Annotated in this window: 1 protein-coding gene (running past one end of the window); it reads right to left on the minus strand. The window is 70.7% G+C overall.

From position 1 onward, the window contains the following. Positions 1–22,046: the 3' portion of an Ig-like domain-containing protein gene (locus tag ACTJI8_RS17050; RefSeq protein WP_440734615.1), read on the minus strand. The gene runs 8,086 nt beyond the window's last position; only the last 22,046 of its 30,132 coding nucleotides appear in the window; its start codon lies off the right edge, out of view; its stop codon occupies positions 1–3.

The following is a 22,046-nucleotide window of genomic DNA, read 5'->3' on the forward strand; positions in this document are numbered from 1 at the left end:
TCAGAGTGACGCGGCGAGATCGTTCGCCCAGCTCTTCAGCAGGACCGAGTAGGCGGAGGAGACGTAGCGGCCGGCGGCGTCGGAGGCGAAGGTCGCCAGGGCGGACTTCGCGGCGGCGAGGTTTCCCGCCGCGAGGGCGTTCTGCGCGGTCGTGAGATCGCCGAGGAGCTTCGACGACACGGTCGACGAGGTGATGTATCCGCTCGACGCCCCGTACGACACCGCGGTCCGGAGCCCCGCGATGGTCGCCCGCACCATGATCGTGAACGTGGACGTCGAGCTGTTGCCGACCGCATCGGTCGCGGTGACGACCACGGTGTGCGAGCCGGCGGTGAGATTCTCGCCGATGAGCGCGATCCCGCTCCCCCAGGTCGCACCGTCGATCGTGACGCGCACCGACGCGATCCCGGATCCGCTGTCGGTCGCGTTGCTGGTGAGGGTGATGCGCTGCGAGACGTCGTACGCGGTGCCGTTCGACGGCGCCGTGATCGCCCAGGTGCTCGTCGGCGGCGTCCGGTCGATCACGAACGAGCGCGTCACCGTGATCGTGTTGCCCGCGCGGTCCGTCACCTGGACCGCCACCGTGTGCGCGCCCTCGGCGGATGGCGCCGCGATCGTCGCCGAGGCGGCGTAGCCGACCGGGGCGCTGAAGGGTGCGCCGTCGATCGAGAACGAGACCTGCGAGAGCCCCGCGGGTGCTCCGCTGAACGACAGGCTGAGAGAGATGGATCCGGCACCGACATAGGTGGTGCCGCCTGCCACGGCACCCGCGACCGTGACGGTCCCCGACGGGGGAGAGTTGTCGACGACCAGCGTCGCCGGTGCGGATGCCGTGGCCGACGTGTTTCCCGCGGCGTCGACGCTCACCGCTGTCACGGTGTACGTGCCCGTCGCGAGGGCCTGGCCGGTGTACGCGATGCCGTTCACGTACACCGTGGTGGAGACCGCGTCCGCCGCCTGAATGACGACGAATCGCGGCGACACCACGTTCGTCACGGAGTCGGAGCTCGAGGCGCCGCTGTCGTCGAGCGCATTGAGCGTGATCTTCGGCGCGGCGGGCGGAGTCACCTTCTTCAGCAGCGTCTGGCTGAAGACGGTCGGGTTGCCGGCCGGATCCGTCTCGGTGATCGTGAGCGTGATCGGACCGTCGCGCAGCGAGGAGAGGGATCCGCTCCAGAGGTTGGTCTTCCCGCTGCCGTTGAGCGTCGCCGCACCGGAGACGGCCGTGACCCCGTCGCTGAACACGAAGCGGACCAGGGCGCCGGTCTCGCCGTACACCGTCACGGAGACGCCGCCCACGTTGGAGGACGTGACCGTGGCCGGCACCGCACCGACCGTGAGCGACGGAGCAACGGAGTCGAGGGTCGTCGACGTGACGGTCGCAGTGCTCGCGCCGATGCCGTTCGTCAGCGTCGTCGTGATGGAGAGCGAGCCGTCGAGCAGCTGCGACACGTCGACCGGGATGATCAGCACGCCGCTCGTGTCGATGATGTCCATGCCGTTCGCGACGTGTCCTGCGCCGTCGGTGATGATGACGTTCGCGATCGAGCCCGCCTGGCCGCGGACGGTGACGAGGTAGACGGACCTGGTCGCGAGGTTCGCCCAGGTCGCGGAGGAGACCGTCGGCGCGGTCGGCGCGATGCTGCTCTTCGCGAGTGGTGAGGTGAGGTTGGTGGGTGTCTGGGCGGGCACCGTGACGACGACCGTCACCGTGATGACCCCGTCGGCGAAGGCGGACAGGTCGAGCACGACGGCGAAGGATCCACCCGCCGCGATCGTGCCGGAACCGGAGACGGCCCGGCTGCCCTGAGTGAACGTGTAGGTCACCGAGGCCCCCGGCGCACCGCTCACGACGAGAGGCACAGCGGTGGCGGTGGCCGGGGTGATGCCGGAGGGCAGGTTCACCCCTGCTCCGGACGGGAGCGACAGACGCGCGGCCGCGAACGTTCCCGCGGCGTTCACGATGCCCGAAGAGGCGCCCATCCCGGAGGAGTTGAACGGCCGCACGTTGGCGGTCTTCTGCACGTCGTTCGCTGTGCCGCCGAGGTTCTCCGGCATCTGGTTGAACGGATCGCCGGTCTGCTGGTGCCAGGCGTCGTCGTGCTGCAGGACGAGGCCGAGCTCGCCGAACGGCTCGCCGTTGCGGGACGCGAGGCCCTGGTAGCGGTCGTCGTACGGCGCGTACCGGGTCATCAGCGTCTGGTCGGCGCCGTCGCTCTTGGACAGGGCGTAGAGGAACTCGGGCAGGAACGGCTGCAGCGTGCGGCTGACCGCCGGCATGCCGAACTGCGAGAACGGCACGTAGTAGCTGTTGTGGTTTCCGACCCAGTCGATCAGGCGGTCTCCCCCGGTTCCGGCGAAGAAGATGTCCTGCCCGGCGCCGCCGTAGGCCAGCGACTCCCAGGCCGGGGTGCCCCAGACGAAGCTCCCGGTCGCGCGGCTGAACGAGCCGTCGGCGTTGCGGACGAGGTTCGGCACCGGGCCGTCGTTGAGGCCGCCGTCGACGTGGGTGTCGGCGCGGAGGTCGATGAGGTCGTTGCCCCAGCCGCCGTACACCCGCACTCGGCCCATGCCGGCGACGATGTAGTCGTTGCCGAGGTCGCCGAAGATCGCCTCGTCCCCCGTGGTCGGCATCTGCGGCTCGCCCGTGCCCGGGTACCAGGTGAGGTCGAGCGGGAGGCCCGCGTCGGTCGGGTCGAAGGTGAGGAAGAACGGCAGGCAGGTCGCGCTGAGCGCCATCGTCTTGCACAGCAGCGGGTTCGGCGCGCCGAGCACGAAGGCGTTCGAGACCACCGAGTTCAGCCACACCTCGCGGCGCGGGTCGGACGGGTCGAAGTAGCTGGACTTGCCGGACATGCCCGCGCGGGCGGCGTTGCCGTTGCCGTCGTCTCCGAGCGGGTGCCAGCCGGCCGGGTTGCCCGGGTTGAACGGGTGGTACCAGTCGGTCTCGTACGGCGTCTGGTTGATCGCGGAGCCCGACAGGTCGAAGTTGTCGGCGTAGCCTAGCTCCGGGGCCTCGGCGCCCGAGACCGCGGACTGTCCGGGGCCGGCGTGGATGACGCCGTTGCCCCAGCCGCCGTAGATGATGTTGTGGCCGAAGCGCGGCTGGTAGTGGTCGCAGATCGCGTTCTGCTTGCAGCCCGTGGAGAAGGTCGGACTGCCGTTCGCTGCCGGATCCCAGTTGTACGGCCAGAGCACTGCGGTGTAGCTGAGGGCGCCGGCGACGTTAATGACCGCCTGCTGCACGTTGCCGGGCGTCGTGATGAGCTCGGAGAGGTTCGCGGCGGCGATCGGCGCGATGCCGTACAGCGGCTCGCCGTAGCTCGAGCTGTTGCGGCTCGCGAAGCAGCGTCCGCCGCCGCCGATGATGCAGCTGTCGCCTCGGCCGCCGGAGACCCAGTTGTCCGCGTAGCCGAGGATGATGATGTCGTTCTGCCCGCCGCCGTAGATCACGTCGTTCGCGGGGCCGCCGTAGATGAACGCGTCACCGGACTCGGCATGGATCTCGCTGCCGCGCATGAGGTGCACGCCGTCGACCACGATCGGGGTGCCGCCGATGTCGCCGACGCCGTTGGTTGCCTTGGCACCGGTGACCTGCGGGCCGGGCTGGTTCGCGAGGTCGGGGCCGCCCGGGGTCACGTCGAGCAGGTTCACGGCGCGGGCGATGATGCGCTCGGTCGCGGTCGTGTACCCGTTCACGTCGTAGTTGAAGTTCAGGTAGCCGACCGACATGGCGACGCCGCCTGCGACACCGTAGGTGCGGTTCGTGCCGACCAGGCGGACGATCTCGCCGTTGTTCGCGACGATCACGTTCGCGTCGTGCGCGTGCCCGTTGGGGTTCGTGATGCAGTGGTTGGTCGCATCGAGCACGCCGTCTCCGCAGTCCTCGCGGCCCGCGTTCAGGCCGGATCCGCCGAAGATCAGGTTCGAGCCGCTCGCGCGCTCGCTCGGCAGGGTCAGGCTGAAGAAGTCGGAGTTGCCGCCGAGGATGTCGTTCTGCCCGCGGTTGGCGAAGATCGTGTTGTTGCCGCGTCCGCCCTCCACGTAGCTCTGGCCGTCGGTCGCCGCGACGGTCGCGATGACCGTGCACGGCAGCGTCGTGCACGAGGCGGGCGCCGGAGCTCCGGTGACCGTGAGCGTGCCCTGGTTGACGGCCGTGACCACGCCGACCATGACGTTGTTCACCGTGAGCGTCTGCCCGACCGCGATGCCGGCGTCGGCCCACCACAGGCCGTCGGTGCGGGCGATCGTGTGGGCGCCGAAGACGAGGCTGCCGTTCAGCCGGTACTGCAGGGCCGCATAGTCGTCGACGGACGGGTTGATCAGCAGGGCGTTGTTCGCGTCGCGGCAGGCGCCGACGCGATTGCCGAGGAAGGATCCGCGGAACGAGCAGGTGGCCGCGCCCCCGAAGACGCTGCCGATCGACGGCGAGCCGTTCGGGCCGGTCGGGTAGCCGGTGGGCGAGGCGGGCGCGGCGATGTCGATCGAGCCGTGCGCCTGGATGATGTTGTCGTTCGACTCGCCGAAGATCATCGCGGATCCGGATCCGCCGGCGATGTAGTCGGCGCCCTTGTTGGCGGAGTCCTGCAGCTGCGAGGGACGGTTCGCGTCGCCGAGCGGGACGGAGAGCAGGATCCCCCCGGTGCCGGAGAGGAAGTCGCCCCACCACGCGTGTCCGGTCGGGTCGTTCTGCGCGAGTCCGTCGGTGAGGCTCTGCGTGAGCGAGCCGGGCGTGGTGCTGTAGATCTGCGTTCCGGCGAGGTCCTGGAAGCGCGGGTTGCGGTAGTCGAACAGGTGCGAGGCCCGGTTCAGGGCGACGCTGCCGCCGATGATGAGGTTGCGTCCCGGTCCGCCCTGGATGTCGTTCGCGCCGTCGCCGCCCACGATCACGTTGTCGCCGCCGGACGCGTAGATCCGGTTGTCGCCGTGGTTCTGCGTCGCGTCGGAGTACGCGGCGAGGATGTCGTGCGTGGTCTGGATCTTCTCGACCCTGGCGTCGCCCCACGGTGTGGTGCCGCTCGCCGGGCAGTAGACGTTGAGCGCGCTCGCGCCGGTCGGCCGGCAGTAGCCCTGCGGCGGGCCGACGGTGAAGGAGGCGCTGCCGACGGAGACGCCGGCGATCGCGTTGCGCGATAGCGTGGCGGTCTTGAGGTCGCCGCTCACGGCCGTGATGATCGTGCCGGCCGAGAGGAGCGTGCCGGCGGTGTCGGCGATCGCGAGGCCCACGTCGGTCAGACGGAAGCAGGCGGCCTGGCAGGTGACCGTCGCGACGCCGTTGAGAGCCGAGCCGGACGGCGCGTGCGAGGCGAGCGCCCCGGTGACGGTGCGGGTGCCGCCGAGGGGGCCCGCGGTGATCACGCCGACCGTCGCCTCCTGAGTGTCCTGCACGACGACGCCCATCGCGCCGAAGATGATGTTGTCGTAGTCGCCGTAGCGGTCGGTCGCGGTCGCGCCGGGCACGTCGCCGTAGATGAGGTTGTTCCCCGCGATGAGCGGGTCGGCGTTCTCGTAGACGCTGTTGTTCACGGTCGGGAACGAGATCGCACGGCTGATCACGTTCGTGTTGACGCCGTTCGCGCCGAGGATGATGTTGTCGCCGCGGCCGCCGTAGATGGTGTTGTTCCCGGAGCCGCCGGCGATCCAGTCGCCCGCCTGGCTGCCGCGGATGGTGTCGTCTCCGGATCCGCCGTAGATCGTGAGCCCGACCGACGGCACCTGCCCGTTGGGGACGGCCGCGAACAGGGCGCTCGCGTCGATGACGTTGTTGCCGGCGTGGCGGAACGGGTTCGCGACCGGGAAGACGAACTGCGGCGTGCCGACGCCGACCTGGTTCGGGAACGGCTTGGATCCGAACACCCGGCTGGTCTGCGTGTGCGGGTCGCCGGAGTACCAGATGCCGTCCTGCGAGGTGGCGCCGTAGACCACGAGCGGCGACGGGGCGTAGCCGACCACCGCGACGCTGACGGTCGGGTTCGCGAACGCGGGGCCGCTGAGGGTCAGCACGGTGGCGGTGACGCCGGTGATCGTCCAGGCCGGGAGTCCGCCGACCTGCAGCACCATGCCGTCCACGAAGCCGTCGGCGCTCCAGGATCCGCTCGCGCGGGTGAGCGTCGGCGCGGATCCGGAGAGTCCAGTCGCGAACGTGCCGGTGACGGTCGGCGGGGTCGCACCCGGGCCGGGGCCGGCGCCGCCGGTGACCGTGAAGACGTTGCCGCCGTAGCGCACGGCGTTGCTGCTCGCGGTGGCCTGCGCGACCGTGACCGTGCAGGTCGTGCCGCTCGCGCACGGCGGGACGACCGTCGCGGTGAGCTGCAGGATGTCCTGCGTCGGGCCGGTGAAGCCGGTGACCGTGCCGACGACGACGCCGTTCACCGTGACGAGTTGCCCGATCGAGAAGCCCGCCTCGACCCAGCTCCTCATGTCGGTGCGGATCAGGGTGCTGCCGACGAAGTGGACGTTCGTGCTGACGTGGACGGCGGGGTCGAACACTGCGACGATGCCGTGCACGGCCGATCCTGCCGCGGGTCCGTGGCCGACGAACGTGATCACCGCCCCGGTGATCGCCGTGATCACACCGATCGGCGCACCGTTCCACATCAGCTGCTGGCCGACCGCGAACTGGTCCGCCGCCCAGGCGGTGCCGTCGTCGCGGGTGATCGTGGTCGCCGTGAGGTCGAAGGTGCCGGTGATGCTGAGCGCTGCACCGCCGCCGCCGTGCAGCGCCGTGAGGCCGCCGTGCACGAAGGTCGTGCCGGGCGTGCCGTCCTCATTCGTGTACGGTCCGCCGACGAGCGTGCCGGTCACGGTGAGGGTGTCGTTGCCCTGGCCCTCGAGAATGTTCAGCGACTGGATCGTGGACAGGCTCGCGTTGGTCTGGATCTGCCCGGTGGCCGGGTCGACCGTGACCGAGCCGAAGCTGATGCCGCTCGGGAACACCGGCGGCTCGCCGAAGGTCGGCTTGGCCGGGTTACCCGGCTCGTAGCCCTTGTGGTGGGTGAAGTCGAGGCCAGGGCCCATGCCGAAGCCGGTGAGGGTCGTCGAGCTGAGCACGCCCGTCTGGTTCTGCTGAGCGCCGTCGTCGAAGATGTTCAGGACGTTGACCTGCTGCGCCTCGGGCGGCTGGATCCCGATGCCGGACGGGAGCGCGTTGCCCTCCTGCGGCAGCATCACCGGCAGCTGCAGCGCGGCGTGGTTGCCGGCGGTCGGGCCGCCCTCGACCGACAGCGGGCCGCGGATCGCCGAGAGCAGGTGCGGGGTCTTCGGGAAGCTGAGCAGCGATGCGTTGCCCGGGGGGACGGAGTACTTCGGGTCGGCGACCACGCCCATCGCGACCGGCTGGTACCAGTTCGACGGCGTGAACGTCACCTGCGCCGCCCACTGGGTGAGGGTGAGCGTCATCGTGCCGGACGCGCCCAGCACGGCGGCGAGCGCGGTCTTGTCGGTCACCGTCAGGATGTCGACCTTCGTGGACGTGCTGCCGGTCAGCGCCTGGATCTTCAGCATCACCGCGGAGGCGCCGATCTTGAAGATCTGACCCTCGAGGAACCCGTCGTCGAGCCAGCTCGACCCGTCCGCCCGGCGCAGGGTGCCGGCCGCCGCGTCGTAGACCACGGATCCGGCGGTGAGGAGTCCGGCGTTCACGACCCGCCCCATCGTGACCGTGTGCGGCCCCGCGGCGGGCGCGGCGCTCAGAGTCATGGTCGTCGTGGTGACGCCGGTGATCGTCGCGGTGAGCGGCGCTCCCGCCCCGGTGAGCTGGATCAGCTGCCCGATCGCGAACCCGGAGGCGAGGAAGCTGCCCAGCTCGGTGGCGGCGAGGGTCACGACGAGACCCGCGATCGTGACGTTGCCGCTGAAGAACGTGACGGTCTTCTTCGCGCCGATCGCGCCGTTCGTGACCCGCACGCCGTCGGTGACGATGTCGGTCTGGCCGTCGGTCACGAGCGCGACCGTGACATCGGTGCTGGGCGGGGCGGCGAGGCGGATGCTGATGCTCGATCCGGGGCCGGGTACGGTGCACAGCGCGTCGCCGCACTTGGTGACGACCATGTCGGCAGGCGCCTGCACGATCCCGGCCGGGGTCAGGTCGTTCATGACCAGCACATCCCACGGGGTCAGGCTGTTGTCGACGCCGACATACTCCGGCCCACTGGTGGTGATGCTTGCGACCAGGTACGAGTTGTGCGGGTCGGCGATGCTGTAATGCGGGGTCGCGTCCTCCTTGACGATGACCGGCGTCGACCAGTCGGACGTCGAGAACGTGATCGTGTACACGCCCGCGGTCGTGCCGAACGCCGGCGTGACCACGTGGAACCGCGGGTCGGTGCTGGAGAGCGAGATGCGCGCGTCGTTCGCCGCGGTGATCGTGACGGTCACGGGCGCGCTCGGCTGAGCGGCGAGCACGACCGAGGCGTAACCGGAGATCGCGTAGGTGGTGTTGCCGCTGCCGCCGAGGATCAGGTTGCTCGCGTTGCGGTCCGGGATCGCGAACACCAGGCCGGTGACGGTCGCCACCGCGGCCACCGAGAGCTGCGCCCAGGTGCCGTCCGCGGCGACCGCGACGATCGTCGCGCCCGCGGGGATCGCACTGCCGGTGTCGGCCTCGACGAGGCTGCGGCCGACGTCGCCGCCGTTGAAGCCCGCGCTCGCGGAGTACAGCCGGTTCGAGCCGCTCGTGGTCGCGCCGTCGCGGTACTGCTGGACGGCGGCGAGCCGGCTCGGCAGGGCGAAGTGGATGCCGCTCGCGCCGGCGACCGCGGCCGACAGGACGACGGTGTGCCCGTCGACAACCGAGAGGATGACGGTGTTGGCCGGGATCGCGGCGCTGCCGTCGATCGAGGAGATCGGCTGGCCGACGTCGCTGAGCGTGAAGTGCGCGGTGTTCGACGTGAAGGTCGTCGAACCGTTGCCGACGCCGTCCGTGAAGCGGGAGGCGATCGAGATCCCGGTCGTGTTCGTGTTGCCGAGGTTGGTGACGAGGATCGCCGGGGTGCCCGGATCGATCTTGGTGACCTCGACGTTGCGCACGGGCGCGTTGGCGAAGAACGGGTCGGCGCTGAGCACGCTGTGGCTGATCTCGTAGGTGCGGAGGCCATCGTCGAGCGCATCGTTCATCGCGCCTGCCCAGACGAGCTGCGGGATCTGCCAATTGCCGGGCGTAAACACGAGCACCAGTGCGCGCTGCGGCAGGTCGGTCGCGAGCGCGTCCATCAGCACGTGCCGGTAGAAGTCGCTGTCCGCGGTGGTCGTGCCGGGGTTCGGGACGGATCCGAGCGGGGTCGTGGCGAGCAGGATCGAGTCGCCCTGCGGGCTGCCCTCGCGGTTCAGCCGGATGTCGGGCTCGGCGGTGACCGCGATGTAGACGGTCGAGGTCGGCGCCTGCGCGAGCCGCACGCTGTACGAGTCGATCGTGCCGATGGGCGGACGTGTGGCCTGGCCGTTCTGCGTCTCTTTGACGAGCGTGCCGCCCGCGTGCTCCGTGATGATCACGGCGCCCTGCGAGCCCTGTGCGACGCTGAGTGCGACGCCTGGGATCACGACATCCTGGTAGAGCTGGTCCTGCGTGATCACGGCGAGGTTGATCGTGCCGCTCGTGCCGTTGATGTCGCGCGAGTACACGTTGCCGCTCACGTCGCCGGCGACGTTGATCTGGTTGCTGCCGAGGCCGCCGATGACCCGCACGGCCACCCCGGGGGCGGTGGAGAGCACGTCGATCACGTCGTCGCCCTCGAGCCCGTCGACCTCGATCACCTGGATGTTCTTGAAGGTCACCGACACCCCGGCGCCGAAGATGCCGTGGTCGGTCACGACGATGTGGTCGGCGAACTCGGTGCCCAGGATGATCAGCTTGTTGAAGCCCGTGCCGCCGTCGACGGACACCGGGGCGTTCATGTTGTACTCGACCTGGTTGTTGCCCGCGCCGGTGCGCACGTCGGTCTGCGCGGCGGTGGAGTAGCCGTTGGTCGTGATCGGGATCGGGATGCATGCGGGCGCCTCGATCGTGGTGCAGCCGCCGGGGAGGATGATGTTGCCGGCCGCGTCGGTCTGCGCGAGCGCGAAGCCGCGGACGATGAACAGGTTGTTGCCGCCGTCGCCTTCGAGGTGCAGCACCGCATGGTTCGAGTACACGGTGAACGTGTTGTTCCCGGTGCCGCCCTGGGCGACGAGGGGGGCGCTCGTGCCGCGGGAGAGCCAGCCGCGTGTGGTGGCGACGGTCGCGACGTCGAACACGTTCTCGGCGGCGAGATTGCCCGAGGCTCCGTAGGACGGCGCGGGCGAGGCGACCGCGCCGCTGCTGCGGCGCTCGCCGTACATCTGGCCGATCTGGAACTGGTTGTCACCCGATCCGCCGTCGAGGTAGGTGGCGGCGGCGTTGTCGTCGACCGCGAAGTAGTCGTTCCCGCCGAGCGCGTAGACGTGCAGGCCCCCGTTGATCGCGGAGTCGTAGTTGATCCGCTCGACGCCGTAGACGCCCGTGGCGCCGGTGGTCGTGGTGCCGCCGAGGTTCGCCTGCGTGCCCGCGAGGGTCGAGTGCAGCAGGGCGACGAAACCGGATCCGGCCGAGTACGGGTCCGCGGAGACCGGGTGGGCACCGGTGCCCTGGTAGAGGGCGGGCCGCGCGGCGGTCTCTCCGAGGATGCCGGCGGGGGTGCCGCGCAGCAGGAAGATGTCGTTGGTGGCGTACTCGTGCTGGGTGCTCGGATCGATGCCGGTGGAGTCCGGGGATCCGGCCGTGTACGTGTCGTAGCCGTAGATGTTGAGCGTGTCCGTGCCGTCGGCGGGGGCGTGCGAGCCGAGCACATTGAGCTCGTAGTTGTTGCTGGTGAACTGGCTGCCGCTCGTGAAGATCGAGTAGACGTTGCTGCCGGACTGGCCGTCGAGGGTCAGGGTCGCGCCGCGGCTCACCTGCTGGCCGAGCGGCACCATCGACTGGAGCCGGTTGACGACGAACGTGTCGACGCACGTGTTCGGGGGGCCGTTGCAGAGCGGGGCGTACAGCCCGGCCTGGGTGGGCGTCCCGTCGCCGTAGGCGCGGGTCTGGCCGACGAGGATCGTGCGGTCGAAGACGATCGTGTCGGCCTCGGAGTTGCCGAACACCCGGGTGAGTCCGCCGGCGCCGTTCGCGATCTCGCCCGGCAGTCCGCCCGCCGCCGCTTGGCCGCTGCGCAGCACGATCACGGTGCCGTCGCCGATCGTCGGGTCGGGTGCGGTGGTGTCGAGCGTCGGCATCTGGCAGGCGCCGGAGCCGGCGTTGTGGCAGTCGCCGTAGATGTCGATGTTGCCGGTGGCGTTGTCCCGCTGATTCGGGTCGCTCACGACGGCGGCGACCGTGCTCGCGAACGCGAGGATCATGCTGCTCGGATCCGTGACGATGTCGTCGGCCGAGCGGAGCACGATGTTGCCGCCATCGGATTCGATCAGGCCCTGCAGCACGCTCTGCGGGGCGTTCTCCACGACGAGGGTCGAGCCGGAGTGCAGCAGCAGGATGTCGTTGCCCTCGGCGCCGGTCTCGGTCGTGGTGAGGCGCACGCTGTTCGGGCCGGCGACGTGGCCGGTGTTCTCCCCCGCGTGTGCGAGCAGCACGTTCATGGAGCCGGCGACCTCGGTGAGGAAGATGCTGCCGTCGGCCTGGGCCGCGACGTCGCAGGTCGCGGTGACGGCTCGCTGGGCATCGGTGGCGTTCTGGTAGTTCGCGCCCTGGTACAGCAGTGTGTAGTGGCTCGTGCAGCCGCTGCCCTTCGCCGAGTCGAGCTTGAGGTCGTTCGTGCCGTCCGCGGCGCCGATGCTGCCGTACCGGGCGAGCAGGTCGATCGTGTCGCCGATCACGTTCGCGCTGGTGCCGCCGGTCCCGAGGTTGTGCCCGTCGGTGATCGAGCCGTGGAAGTTCGTCAGCGAGATGTTCGCGCAGGTGCTGGCGCTGGAGCCGTAGCAGGTGGTGACGGTGTCGACGTGCAGGTCGCCGGTGGTCTGCGAGACGCGGATCACGCCGGGGGCCTGCGCGTTGAGGACGCCGAACCTGTCGACCGAGGACTGGATCTCGAGGAAGTTGCTGTCGAGGCCGATCGTGCCGTGCTGCGCGGTCAGGGTGACGTTCACGCCCACGACCTGCGGCGTGGTCGCCGCCGGGGTGTGCCCGGAGCTCGGCGGGTTCGGAGACGGCTGCGGGGCGTCGTAGATGGATCCGGGCGCGGTGAGCGTCACATCGTCGTCGGTGGAGCGGATCAGGCCCGCGCGCAGGTCTCCGTACTGCTCGGTGAGGGTGATGAAGCCGTTCGTGTCGGCGTTGACCGTGCCGTACGTGGCCGCGGTCACCCCCGACGCCGGCTGCTGGATGAGCACGAGGCCGACGATGTTGATCCGGGTCGCCGACGGCGCGTCGTTCGCGGCGAACACGTCGATCAGACCGTGGGTGCCGTTCGACCCGGCGTCCAGCAGGCTGAAGTCGTACGTGCTGTCCGTGGCGCTGCCGCCGGTCGCGAAGGCTCCCGGTTCCAACGTCGGGTGCGGGCTGACGCAGCCGTCGGCGTAGTAGCAGTGCGCGCCGTCGGGGTGGTAGAAGCTCACGTACTGCCCGCTCGGCCCGGGCGTCGCGGTCACCTGGATGCCGGGCACCGTGCCCACCGAGGTCTGGTACTGGGTGGCTTGCAGCCGTACGAAGATGCTCTCGCCGGCGACGAGGTGGTCGATCGGGATCACGTACGCGGGCGTCTGCGGGTTCGCGATCACGGGGTCGCGCAGCAGCGTCCGCAGGTCGAGGTACTGGCTCGTGCCGGAGTTCGCCGTGAGGTCCTCGTCGTGCCCCGCCCATTGCACGAGATCGATGTTGAGGTAGGTCGCGGGCGCAGCGATCGAGGATCCGGCCACGAGGTGCAGGGTGTTCGTGCGGATCAAGTCCGTGTGCGGGCCGCTGAACAGGGAGCTGGATCCGCCGCGCGCGGTCGACGACGAGATCGATCCGGTGCTGGAGACGTCGGTCTCGCCGATCGGGTTCAGGATCGTGCCGTTGATGAGCAGGTCGGGCGCGGAGGTCGGGGCGTCGTTCGTGATCGTGACGAGCGTCGGGTCGACGTGGCGGACGATCGCGAACATCGCGCTCACGGTGGGGGCGGCGAGGGTCACGGTCGGCGTGCCGACGTTCAGCACGGTGATGTCGTCGATCACGAGGCGCTCGATGGAGTGGTTGAGGATCGTCACCGCCGCCCAGTTGTCGCGGTAGTAGAACGTTCCCCAGTAGTGGCTCGACACGTTCGCGCCACCATTGAGGGTGTTGTGGATGGTGCCGCCGCCCGAGCTCATCAGCACGTCGCCGGTGTCGTGGTTGACGAGGTCGTTCACCTCGATCACGGGCGCGCCGCTGAAGTCCGTTCCCGGCGCGGGGTTGCTCACCCCGTTGACGGTGATGTTGACCGCGGTCACCACGTGGCCGTCCGGGCCGATGATCAGCAGCGGACTCGGTCCCTCGTGGATGATGACGTCCGCGTTCCAGTCGACGTGTCGGGTGCCGGTGTTGTCGACCGGATCGCCTGGTCTCGTCTCCGCCTGCACGTACAGCGCGAGGTGCGTCTGGCCGGCCGGGTGCGCGAGGTGCCACGGCGACGGGTCGGCCGGGTCGAGGCTCTGATCGTTCGTGCTCACGCCGTACTGGATCCGCGTGCCCGCCTCGACCGTCACGCCTGCATGCGCCGCGGCCGTCTCCGAGAACTCGAAGTTGTCGTAGCCGTCGCTGTAGGACGGGCCGATGCACCAGCATTCGGGGTCGTCGTCGTGGGAGCGGGTGTTGCCGCTGTGGAAGGCGCGCAGATCCACGCCGTTGTCGCCCTCGACCCGGGTGGGCGTGCCGGTCTGGCCGTCGATGAGCGCGGTGTCGCGGCTCTTCAGCTCGGAGACCGCCTTGGCTGTGGCGAAACCGGCGAACGCGATGAAGATCGACCGCGCATGGCTCGTGATGTTCGAGCCGGTGGTGGTGGCCAGCACGTTGACGGTTCCGCCGACGACGTGCGCACCGGCGCCGATCACCGAGGCGCTGTTGTCGGTGAGGTGCACCTCGGCGTGCGCGATGGATCCGCCCGCCAGTCCGCCGCTCTCCGTATCGGCGTCCGCGTTCGCCACGAAGGTGGCGGTGGAGAACACCCGCACCATGCCGCCGGCGGTGATGTTCACTCCGCTCGCGTTCACCTGCGTCGCCGGGGTGGTGCCGGTGATGCCGTCGGGGCCGCTGCCGATGAAGGCCGAGGTGTTGCCGGTGCCGTCGACGTGCGAGGACACGCCGGCGCCGGAGATGAGCCCGCCGGATCCGTTGCTCGTGGTCGCTGTCGCGTTGGTGTGCGTCGTGGCGCTGATGCCCACGTTGCCGCCCGCGGTGATCGACGCGGCCGCGTCGTAGGCGCGCACGGTCGGGTTGACGGTGGTCTGCGCGGTCTGCGAGGTGAAGGATCCCAGTCCTCCCCCGCCGCCGTTGGCCGCGGCGTTGGTCACGCCCGTGCCCGGGGGCGGCGAGGCCGCCCGCAGCGACGAGCCGTCGGCGGTGAGCAGCTTCTGCGAGCCCGTGAGCGATCCGGTGAGCCGCAGCACGAGTTCCTGCGCGCCGGTGCCCGCGCTGAGCGCCGCCCCGGCGAGGTACAGCGTCTGGTCGCCGAACACGTGCGCCGTGCTGAGCGACTGGCCGGCGAGGGTGATCTGGCCGGATCCGTTGCGGCTGCCCACGGTGTAGGTGGCGCCGTCGCTGAGGCCGATGCCCGCGGGGGCGAATGCCTGCACGTCGCGCGACTCGAGCGGGGCGGAGATGTGGATCGGGGTCACGACGGATGCGTTCGGGCAGGCCGCGTCGCCTGCGTGGCCGACCGCGTCGCAGTAGGTCGCGGCGAGGCGGATCGCGTACGCGCTCTGCCGGATCACGTAGAAGGTGGCGCCGACCGTGAGCTCGGGGATCTTGTGCGAGGAGTCGCTGACCCGGTAGATCACGGCCTGGCCGTCGTGCAGGTTGTGGTCGGAGAGGGTGACCGCATGGGTCACCGGGTCGACGTTCACGGTCGGCAGGTAGACGTTGTAGGCGGATCCGCTGTCGCCCGTGACGTGCCCGCTGCCATCGACCGTCACGTCGACGGCGTGGTTGCAGTACGCGCAGGCGGGGTGGCCGTTCACGGCCGGGATGCCCGCCCCGTGCGTGAAGGTGCTCGCCGGCGCGGAGCGGTAGGTGACCTGCTGGCCGACGGTGAACGGCGTGCCGCCGATGAGGTTGCCGCTCACGTCGCCCGTGTGGAAGACGCTCGCGGCCTGCAGCGCGTCGGCCTGGGCGGCGTAGAGCGCGACCGTGTAGGCGTCGATCACGCGCACGTAGTAGACGCCGCCGTTGGTCAGGCCGATCGACGAGGCGTGCACCGGGTCGTAGCGGTAGATGAGGGCGTCGCCGTTCTCGAAGTGGTGCGGGCCGCTGAAGCGCAGCAGCCCCCGGGACGTGTCGACGCCGGACGCGCCGGGCACCAGGCTCAGCGCGTCGATCGACGCGGCGGTCCAGGTGACGCCGAAGCCCAGGTGGTCGGGGTCGGGGTCGCCGTTCACGACCGGCACCACGACCGAGTAGACGTGGGCGTTGCGGAGCCCGCCGATCGGGCTCGACGAGCTGTACTGCACCTGGTCGCCGGTGGACAGCCCGTGCTGCGGGAACAGCACGGAGTCGGTCGGAGCCGCGCCGCCGTGGACGTTGAGCCCGACGATGTCGTCGGTGAGCAGGGCGCCCTGCGGGTCGGCCAGTGACTGCGCGTCGAGGGTGACTGTGCCGCCGGCGAGGATCGTGCTGTTCGCGCCGACGTGGGCGTCGACCGTCGGCGACGTGGTGGCGTCGGCGCCGGGCAGGCCGACGTTGGCGATGCCGCCGCCGACCACCTTGGCCGTGCCGACCGCCTGCGCACGGTGCGAGATCGCGGTCACGGTGACGCCGTTGGTCGCTCCCGTGCCGAGCACGACGTGCACGCCCGTGCCCAGGTACGCCTTCACGGTGGGGTTCGCGGTGGCCGATCCGACCGCCGCGCCGATCGTGAGGCCGATGGAGCCCGCCCCCGCCTTGGCGCCGGCGCCCGCGACGGCCGCGTCGTCGGCGGTGACCGCGAGGGACCCTGGCCGGCCCGACACGGTGCCGACGGTCGCGCCGTCGTCGACGGAGGCCGAGACGGTGCCGCCGACGGTGGCGATCGCCTTCATGTCCGTGCCGGATCCGAGGATGCCGCCCGCGCCGCCGGTGACGTTGGTGAGCGTGATCGCCCCGCGGCCCGCGTGCACCGTGATGGCGGTACCGGGGCTGTGGATGTTCGTCGACCCGCCCAGCGTGGCCGCGTCGGTGCCGTCGATGGCGCCGGTCGCGGAGACCACCGAGACGCCGACGACGAGGGAGACCGAGACGATGTCGAGCGTGGTCGTCGTCGCATCCGTCGCGTCGGTCTGGACCGTGAGCTGGCTGCCGGTGACGAGCTCGCCGCCGAACGTCGCGGTGCTGCCGCCGTGGTCGGCCGCGCTGGACCCGATGATCCCGACGCTGATCACGAGCGAGGCGTTGACGCTGCTGGTGGTGGCGACGACGGTGTTCTTCTTCACGGCGCTGATCATCGCGGCCCCCGTCAGGGTGACCGTGCTGTGCGAACCGACGGCGGCGGTGACGAGCGCCGAGGACTGGATCGTCGCGTGCGCGTCGTTGGCGCCGCCGGCGCCGAGTCCGCCGATGCTCAGCATGTCGGTGACCGAGGAGGCGTTGTTCGTGCCGTCCGCGGTGACCGACAGCGAGGCTGCGTCGACGCCGATGTCGACCGAGGCGGTGGTCGCGGCGGCGATGTCCGCGGTCGGCACGCTGACGCTGATGCCGACGAGGCCGCCGCCCGAGCCCATCTGCGTCTTGGTGTAGGCGGTGTCGTGCGACTCGGCGTCGAACGTCACGGGGCCGGCGCTCGTGATGGTGCGGGCCGCACCGGCGTAGACCGCGACGGCCTCGACCTTCGCGGCCGCGCGGATCTCGGCGTCGGCCAGGCTCACGGAGACCCCGGCGAGGCCGCCCACGCTCACCACGAGCAGCTGCGACTCGGCCCGGTTGGCGCCGATCGCGCTGACCGCGACGCTCGCGGAGCTGGTGACGCTGCCGGAGAGCTCGGCGTGCACGGCGCCGCCGATCAGGGCCTGCGCGGCGAACACGGCGCCCGCGCCGACGAATCCGGCGCTCAGGTTCTTGCCGATCGCGATCGCCTCGTTGCGGGTGTTCGTCCCGTGGATGTCCGCGGTCACGGTGACCGTACCGCCCGAGGCGATCGAGGCGTCCGAGCTCACGGTGGCGGCGATGTCGGCGCCGTCCGCGATGGTCGCCTTCGCGACGCCGACGTTGAGCGACAGACCGGCGATGCCGAGGATGTCGACCTCCGCCTTCGCGTGGTTCTCGCCGCTCGCGTGCACTGTGACGCTCGCGGATCCGCCCACCCGGCCGGTGAGCTCGGCCGTCGTGTGCCCGGAGATCGTGGCGATCGGGATCATCGCGGTGATCGCGGCAGCCCCGACCGCGACGCCCGGAGTCCAGGCCGTCACGACGTTGCTCGCATTCGTCTCGACGTCCACGGCACCGCTCGTGGTGACGTCGCCGCCCAGCTCCGACTCGGTGTGGCGGCCGCTCGAGGCGATCAGCAGCGTGAAGCCGACCGCGAGCGCACCGGTCGAGATGTTCACGGCGACCGGGGTCATGTCGGTGCGCGTCCCGGTGGCGCTCACCGTGACGCCGGTGCCGCCGATCGTGACCGTGCCGTGTGCGGCGGAGGCCGCCCGGGTGGTGCCGGTGTAGTTCAGGATCGCGACGATGCCGCTGATGCCGGCGAGGATGCCGCCCTGCGCCGAGACCGCGAGGACGTTCGGCGACACGTGATCGGTCGCGGTGACGGTGAGGCCGCCGATCGCCCCGCCGGATCCGATCGCGACGTCGCCGATCGTGGCGGTGGTGTCGCCGCTGAGGTTCAGCACCGCGACCGCGACGCCGACCGCGCCGGCCGCGAGGGTGATGCCGACCGCGTAGGCGGTGATCGTGCGGGTCGCCAGGGTCGTGACGTCGATCCTCGTGCCGGCCTTCGGGATGCTCGCACCGGTGTCGATGTGCGCGGCCTGCGAGCTGGTGTCGCTCAGCACCACGATCTGGCCCGTCACGGAGATGCCGGCGACGGATCCGGTGACGGCGATGTCGGTGACGTTCTCGGTGAGGTTCGAGTGCACGCCCACGATGCCGGCGGCGGAGACGCTGGCGGTGTTCGCGACGCCCGCGTCGGTGTGCAGGCCGATCGTGAGAACGGAGATGCCGGCGCCGAGGGCGCCGAGGCCCACGCTCGCCGCGCCCGCGAGGGCGACGACGTCGAGGCGGTCGTCCGCGGTGACCTGCACGTCGGACAGCATCGAGTGCACCGTGCCGTAGATGGTCGCGGAGGTGCCCGCGGGCGGTGCCGGGTGACCGACGGTCGGGTGGAACGTGTCGGCCGTGACGGATCCGCCCGGCGATGCCGCGACGAGGCCCTGGTTCGCGCGGTCGCCGCCCGAGTACACGTAGCTCGCGTACGGGGCGTTGATCGGGGTCCACTTCGTGCCGTCCGCGGCGATCGACGCGCCGGAGGTGAAGGCGACGTTGGCCTGGTAGTAGTGCCCGCTGCCGTCGGTGACGATCACGCCGTTCTTGTAGGCGTGGCCGGCCTGGTAGTTCGCGACCTTCTGCGCCGCGGTGCCGCTGAGTGCGCTGCCCCAGCCGTCGCCAGTTCCGGAGGCCGTGCCGTCGGCCTGATCCTGTGCCGACATGGCCCCGCTGTCGCCGGTGGCGGCGCTCTTCGGGTCGGACAGCTCCCAGTACGCCGCGTCGGAGGTCGTGTGCACGTGCGCGGGGTCGCTGTTCTTGCGGGCGACGTAGGTGTGCCCCGAGTCGGTGACCACGTCGCCGGTCGTGTAGCTGTTCGCCGACGAGTAGGCGCCGCGCTGCGGGCCGTTCGCGTCCGAGTTGTACTGGTCCGTCGGCGTCGTGCCGATCGACCAGACCGACACCGCGCCGGCGAGACCGACGAATCCGCCGCCGACGCTCACCGCGTAGCTGGAGACGTGCTTGATCGCGAGCGCGTTCACCGCGACGCCGCCGTTGGCCCAGACGTCCGCCGTGCCGATGTACGAGGTGACGCTGACGTTCGCGACGCCGATGTCGATGCCGCCCGCGGCGCCCACGAACCCGCCGGCCACGCCGCCCGCGAAGGTGAGCGAATCGAGGCGATCGGTCGCGTTGACCGTCACCGACTGGTTCGCCGCGACGCCGCCGAGGATCGTGCCGGAGCCCTTGTTCACGGTCGTTCCGTCGTCGATCCAGGCGCCCGTGCCGACCGTGAGGATGCTCACCCCGACGTTGCCGCTGACGCCGACGAACCCGGCCGCGAGTCCTGCGACGATGCCGAAGAGCTTCTCGGTGGATCCGGCCTGCACGACGAGTCCGTGCACCGTCTGCGATCCGAAGGAGTCGTTCGCGATCGAGCCGTTGTCGATGCAGGCCTCGCCGGTGCTCGGGCAGCCGTATCCGGCTCCGGTGCCCTTGACGACGACGGTGTTGTTCGTGCCGAGGTGCGCCTGGGTGCTCTTGGCGGCCACGACCACGTCGACGCCGACGCCGACGCCGACCCAGCCGACGGCGAGGGACGCGGTGACGAGGATCAGCGAGCTGTCGTCAGAGGCGAGGACGGCGATGTTGCCGTCGGAGCGCAGCGTGACCGCATTGCCCGTGTACGCGTTCGTGAAGGTCTTCAGGACCGTGACGCCCACCGTGCCGGCGACGCCGACCGTGGCGCCCGCCGCGGCGAGGTTGACCGAGACGACGGCGTCGCTCGTGTGCGAGACGACCTCGATGTCGTGCCGCGCGTTGACCGTCGCGTCGTGGTCGATGTAGGCGTCGGCATGCAGCTCGACGACCCTGACCGCGGCGGACAGACCGACCGCCGCCGTGCCGCTGACCGCGACGGAGGCGGCGAGGCCGAGCGTGCGGTAGTTGTTGCCGGCGGCGACCCGCACCGACTGGCCGGATCCGGCGGCGGCGTCGTTCGCCGCGCACGCGGCGCTCGCGCAGTTGATCTTGGCGTGGTCGCCGATCGACGCGATCGTGTGCACGGTCAGCACGGAGATGGATCCGGACAGGTTCACCGCGACGGTTCCGGCCACGCCCGCGGAGACGCCGAGCGAGGCGATGTAGTCGCTGTTGGTCGCGGTGACCGCGACCCCGGAGAACCCGGACGAGGTGCCGGTCGTGATGGTCTGCGGGCCGGTCTGCCGGCCGTCGGCGCCCGGGAGCTGACCGGAGCGGACGAAGCTGTGCGAGCGGCCGCTGCCTGTGGAGCCGAAGGTGATCGGCACAGTCGCGCCCGGGACGGCCATGCCGTCGTGCGCGCAGTCGTCGGCGTTCAGCGTGGCCTCGCACTTGGTGCGCGCGATCTGGAAGTGGGTGGGCGTGTGGTCGACGACGTAGTAGGTCGCACCATCCACGAGTCCGCCGATGGGGGTGCCGCCGCCGGCGCTGTAGACGACCGGGTCGCCGTTCGCGGCGTTCGGGTCGTACGGCAGCACGATGTAGTTCGAGCCGACGTCGACGCCGGCGTTGAAGCGCGGCGCGTCGTCGCCCGCGGCGCCCGGGGTGTTGGTCGGGATGAAGCGCTGCGATTCGCTCATCATCCCGGAGGGCAGGGACATGCCGGTGATGATCGGGGAGTCGGCGTTGGGCCCGCGGATCTGGATGCACGTGCCGCATCCGTTCACCAGGTGCACGAAGTAGGTCGCGCCGTCGGAGAGACCCGTGATCGGCTTGCCGCCGCCCGCGTCGTAGACGACCTGCTGACCCTCCACGAAGTTGTGCGTGTAGCCGAGGTTGATCGTGGTGCCGTCGAGCATGAGGCCCTGCGGCGTCGGGGCGTTCGGCAGCGGGCCTCCCGGATAGTTGCCCTGGTAGCCGCGCGGGTCGAACCGGGTGTCCACGCCGGACGTGCTGTACCCGCCCGTGTTGACGGTGCCGTGCGTGGTGGCGCCGCCGAGAGCGGTGACGATCGCGGAGGACCCGATCGTCGCGTTCGTGGTCTTCGTGACGACCGGCACCGCGACGCCCGCGCCGATCGCGGCCGTGCCGCCGACGCTGATATTGCCGGCGATGACGAACAGGGTCAGGGCCTCGTCGGCGGAGACGACGACGTTGCCGCCGGCGCGGACGTTCGCGCCGGATCCGATCCCCGCCGTCGTCGTCACGCTGATCACGGGGACCGCCGCGTTCACGGTGACCGCGGCCGTGCCGCCGACCGAGACGCCCGCCGAGATCGAGGTGATGTCCTCGCTCGAGGTCGAGGTGACGACGACGTCGCCGTTGGCGTGCACGGTGGACGAGGAGCCGATCGTCGCCGAGGTGGTCTTGTGCAGATCCTCGACGTCGAGGCCGACGCCGACGCCCGCGGTTCCGCCGACGGCCACCGCACCCGCGAGCGCGAGGATCGTCGTCGTGTCGGACGCGGTGACGGCGACCGCCTGCGAGGTGTGCGCGCTCGCGTTCGTGCAGCTCACGCCGACGCAGTTCACGGTCGTGTTGGAGCCGATGCCGGCGGTGGTGACGTCGGTGAGCACGTCGATCGAGACGGATCCGGCGACGCCCGCGTTGTTGCCACCGGCCCCGGCGACCGCGACGAGGAGGATGTCGCCGACCTGCGTCGCCGAGACCGTGAGGCCGGTGGCGCCGTCGGCCTCGATGTCGGCGTGGTCGCCGATCGTCGCGGTGACGTTTCCGTTGCGGACGAGGAGCGCGAGCGAGGCGCCGATGCCGGCGCTGCTCGTGGAGATCGCGACGTTCCCGGAGGCGATGCTGAGCTTGTCGGCGTGGTCGGAGGCGGTGACGGCGACGTCGCCGCCGGCGTGCACGACCGCGTTGTCGCCGATCGTGGCCGCCGTGGCGTGGTCCCCCGGGTTGATCACGATGACGGCGAAGGTGCCGGCGACGGCCGCGCTCGAGTCGGAGGCGCTGCCGCCGACGACGATCTCGA

The organism is Microbacterium sp. 22303 (genome assembly GCF_052045265.1).
Taxonomy (GTDB): Bacteria; Actinomycetota; Actinomycetes; order Actinomycetales; family Microbacteriaceae; genus Microbacterium.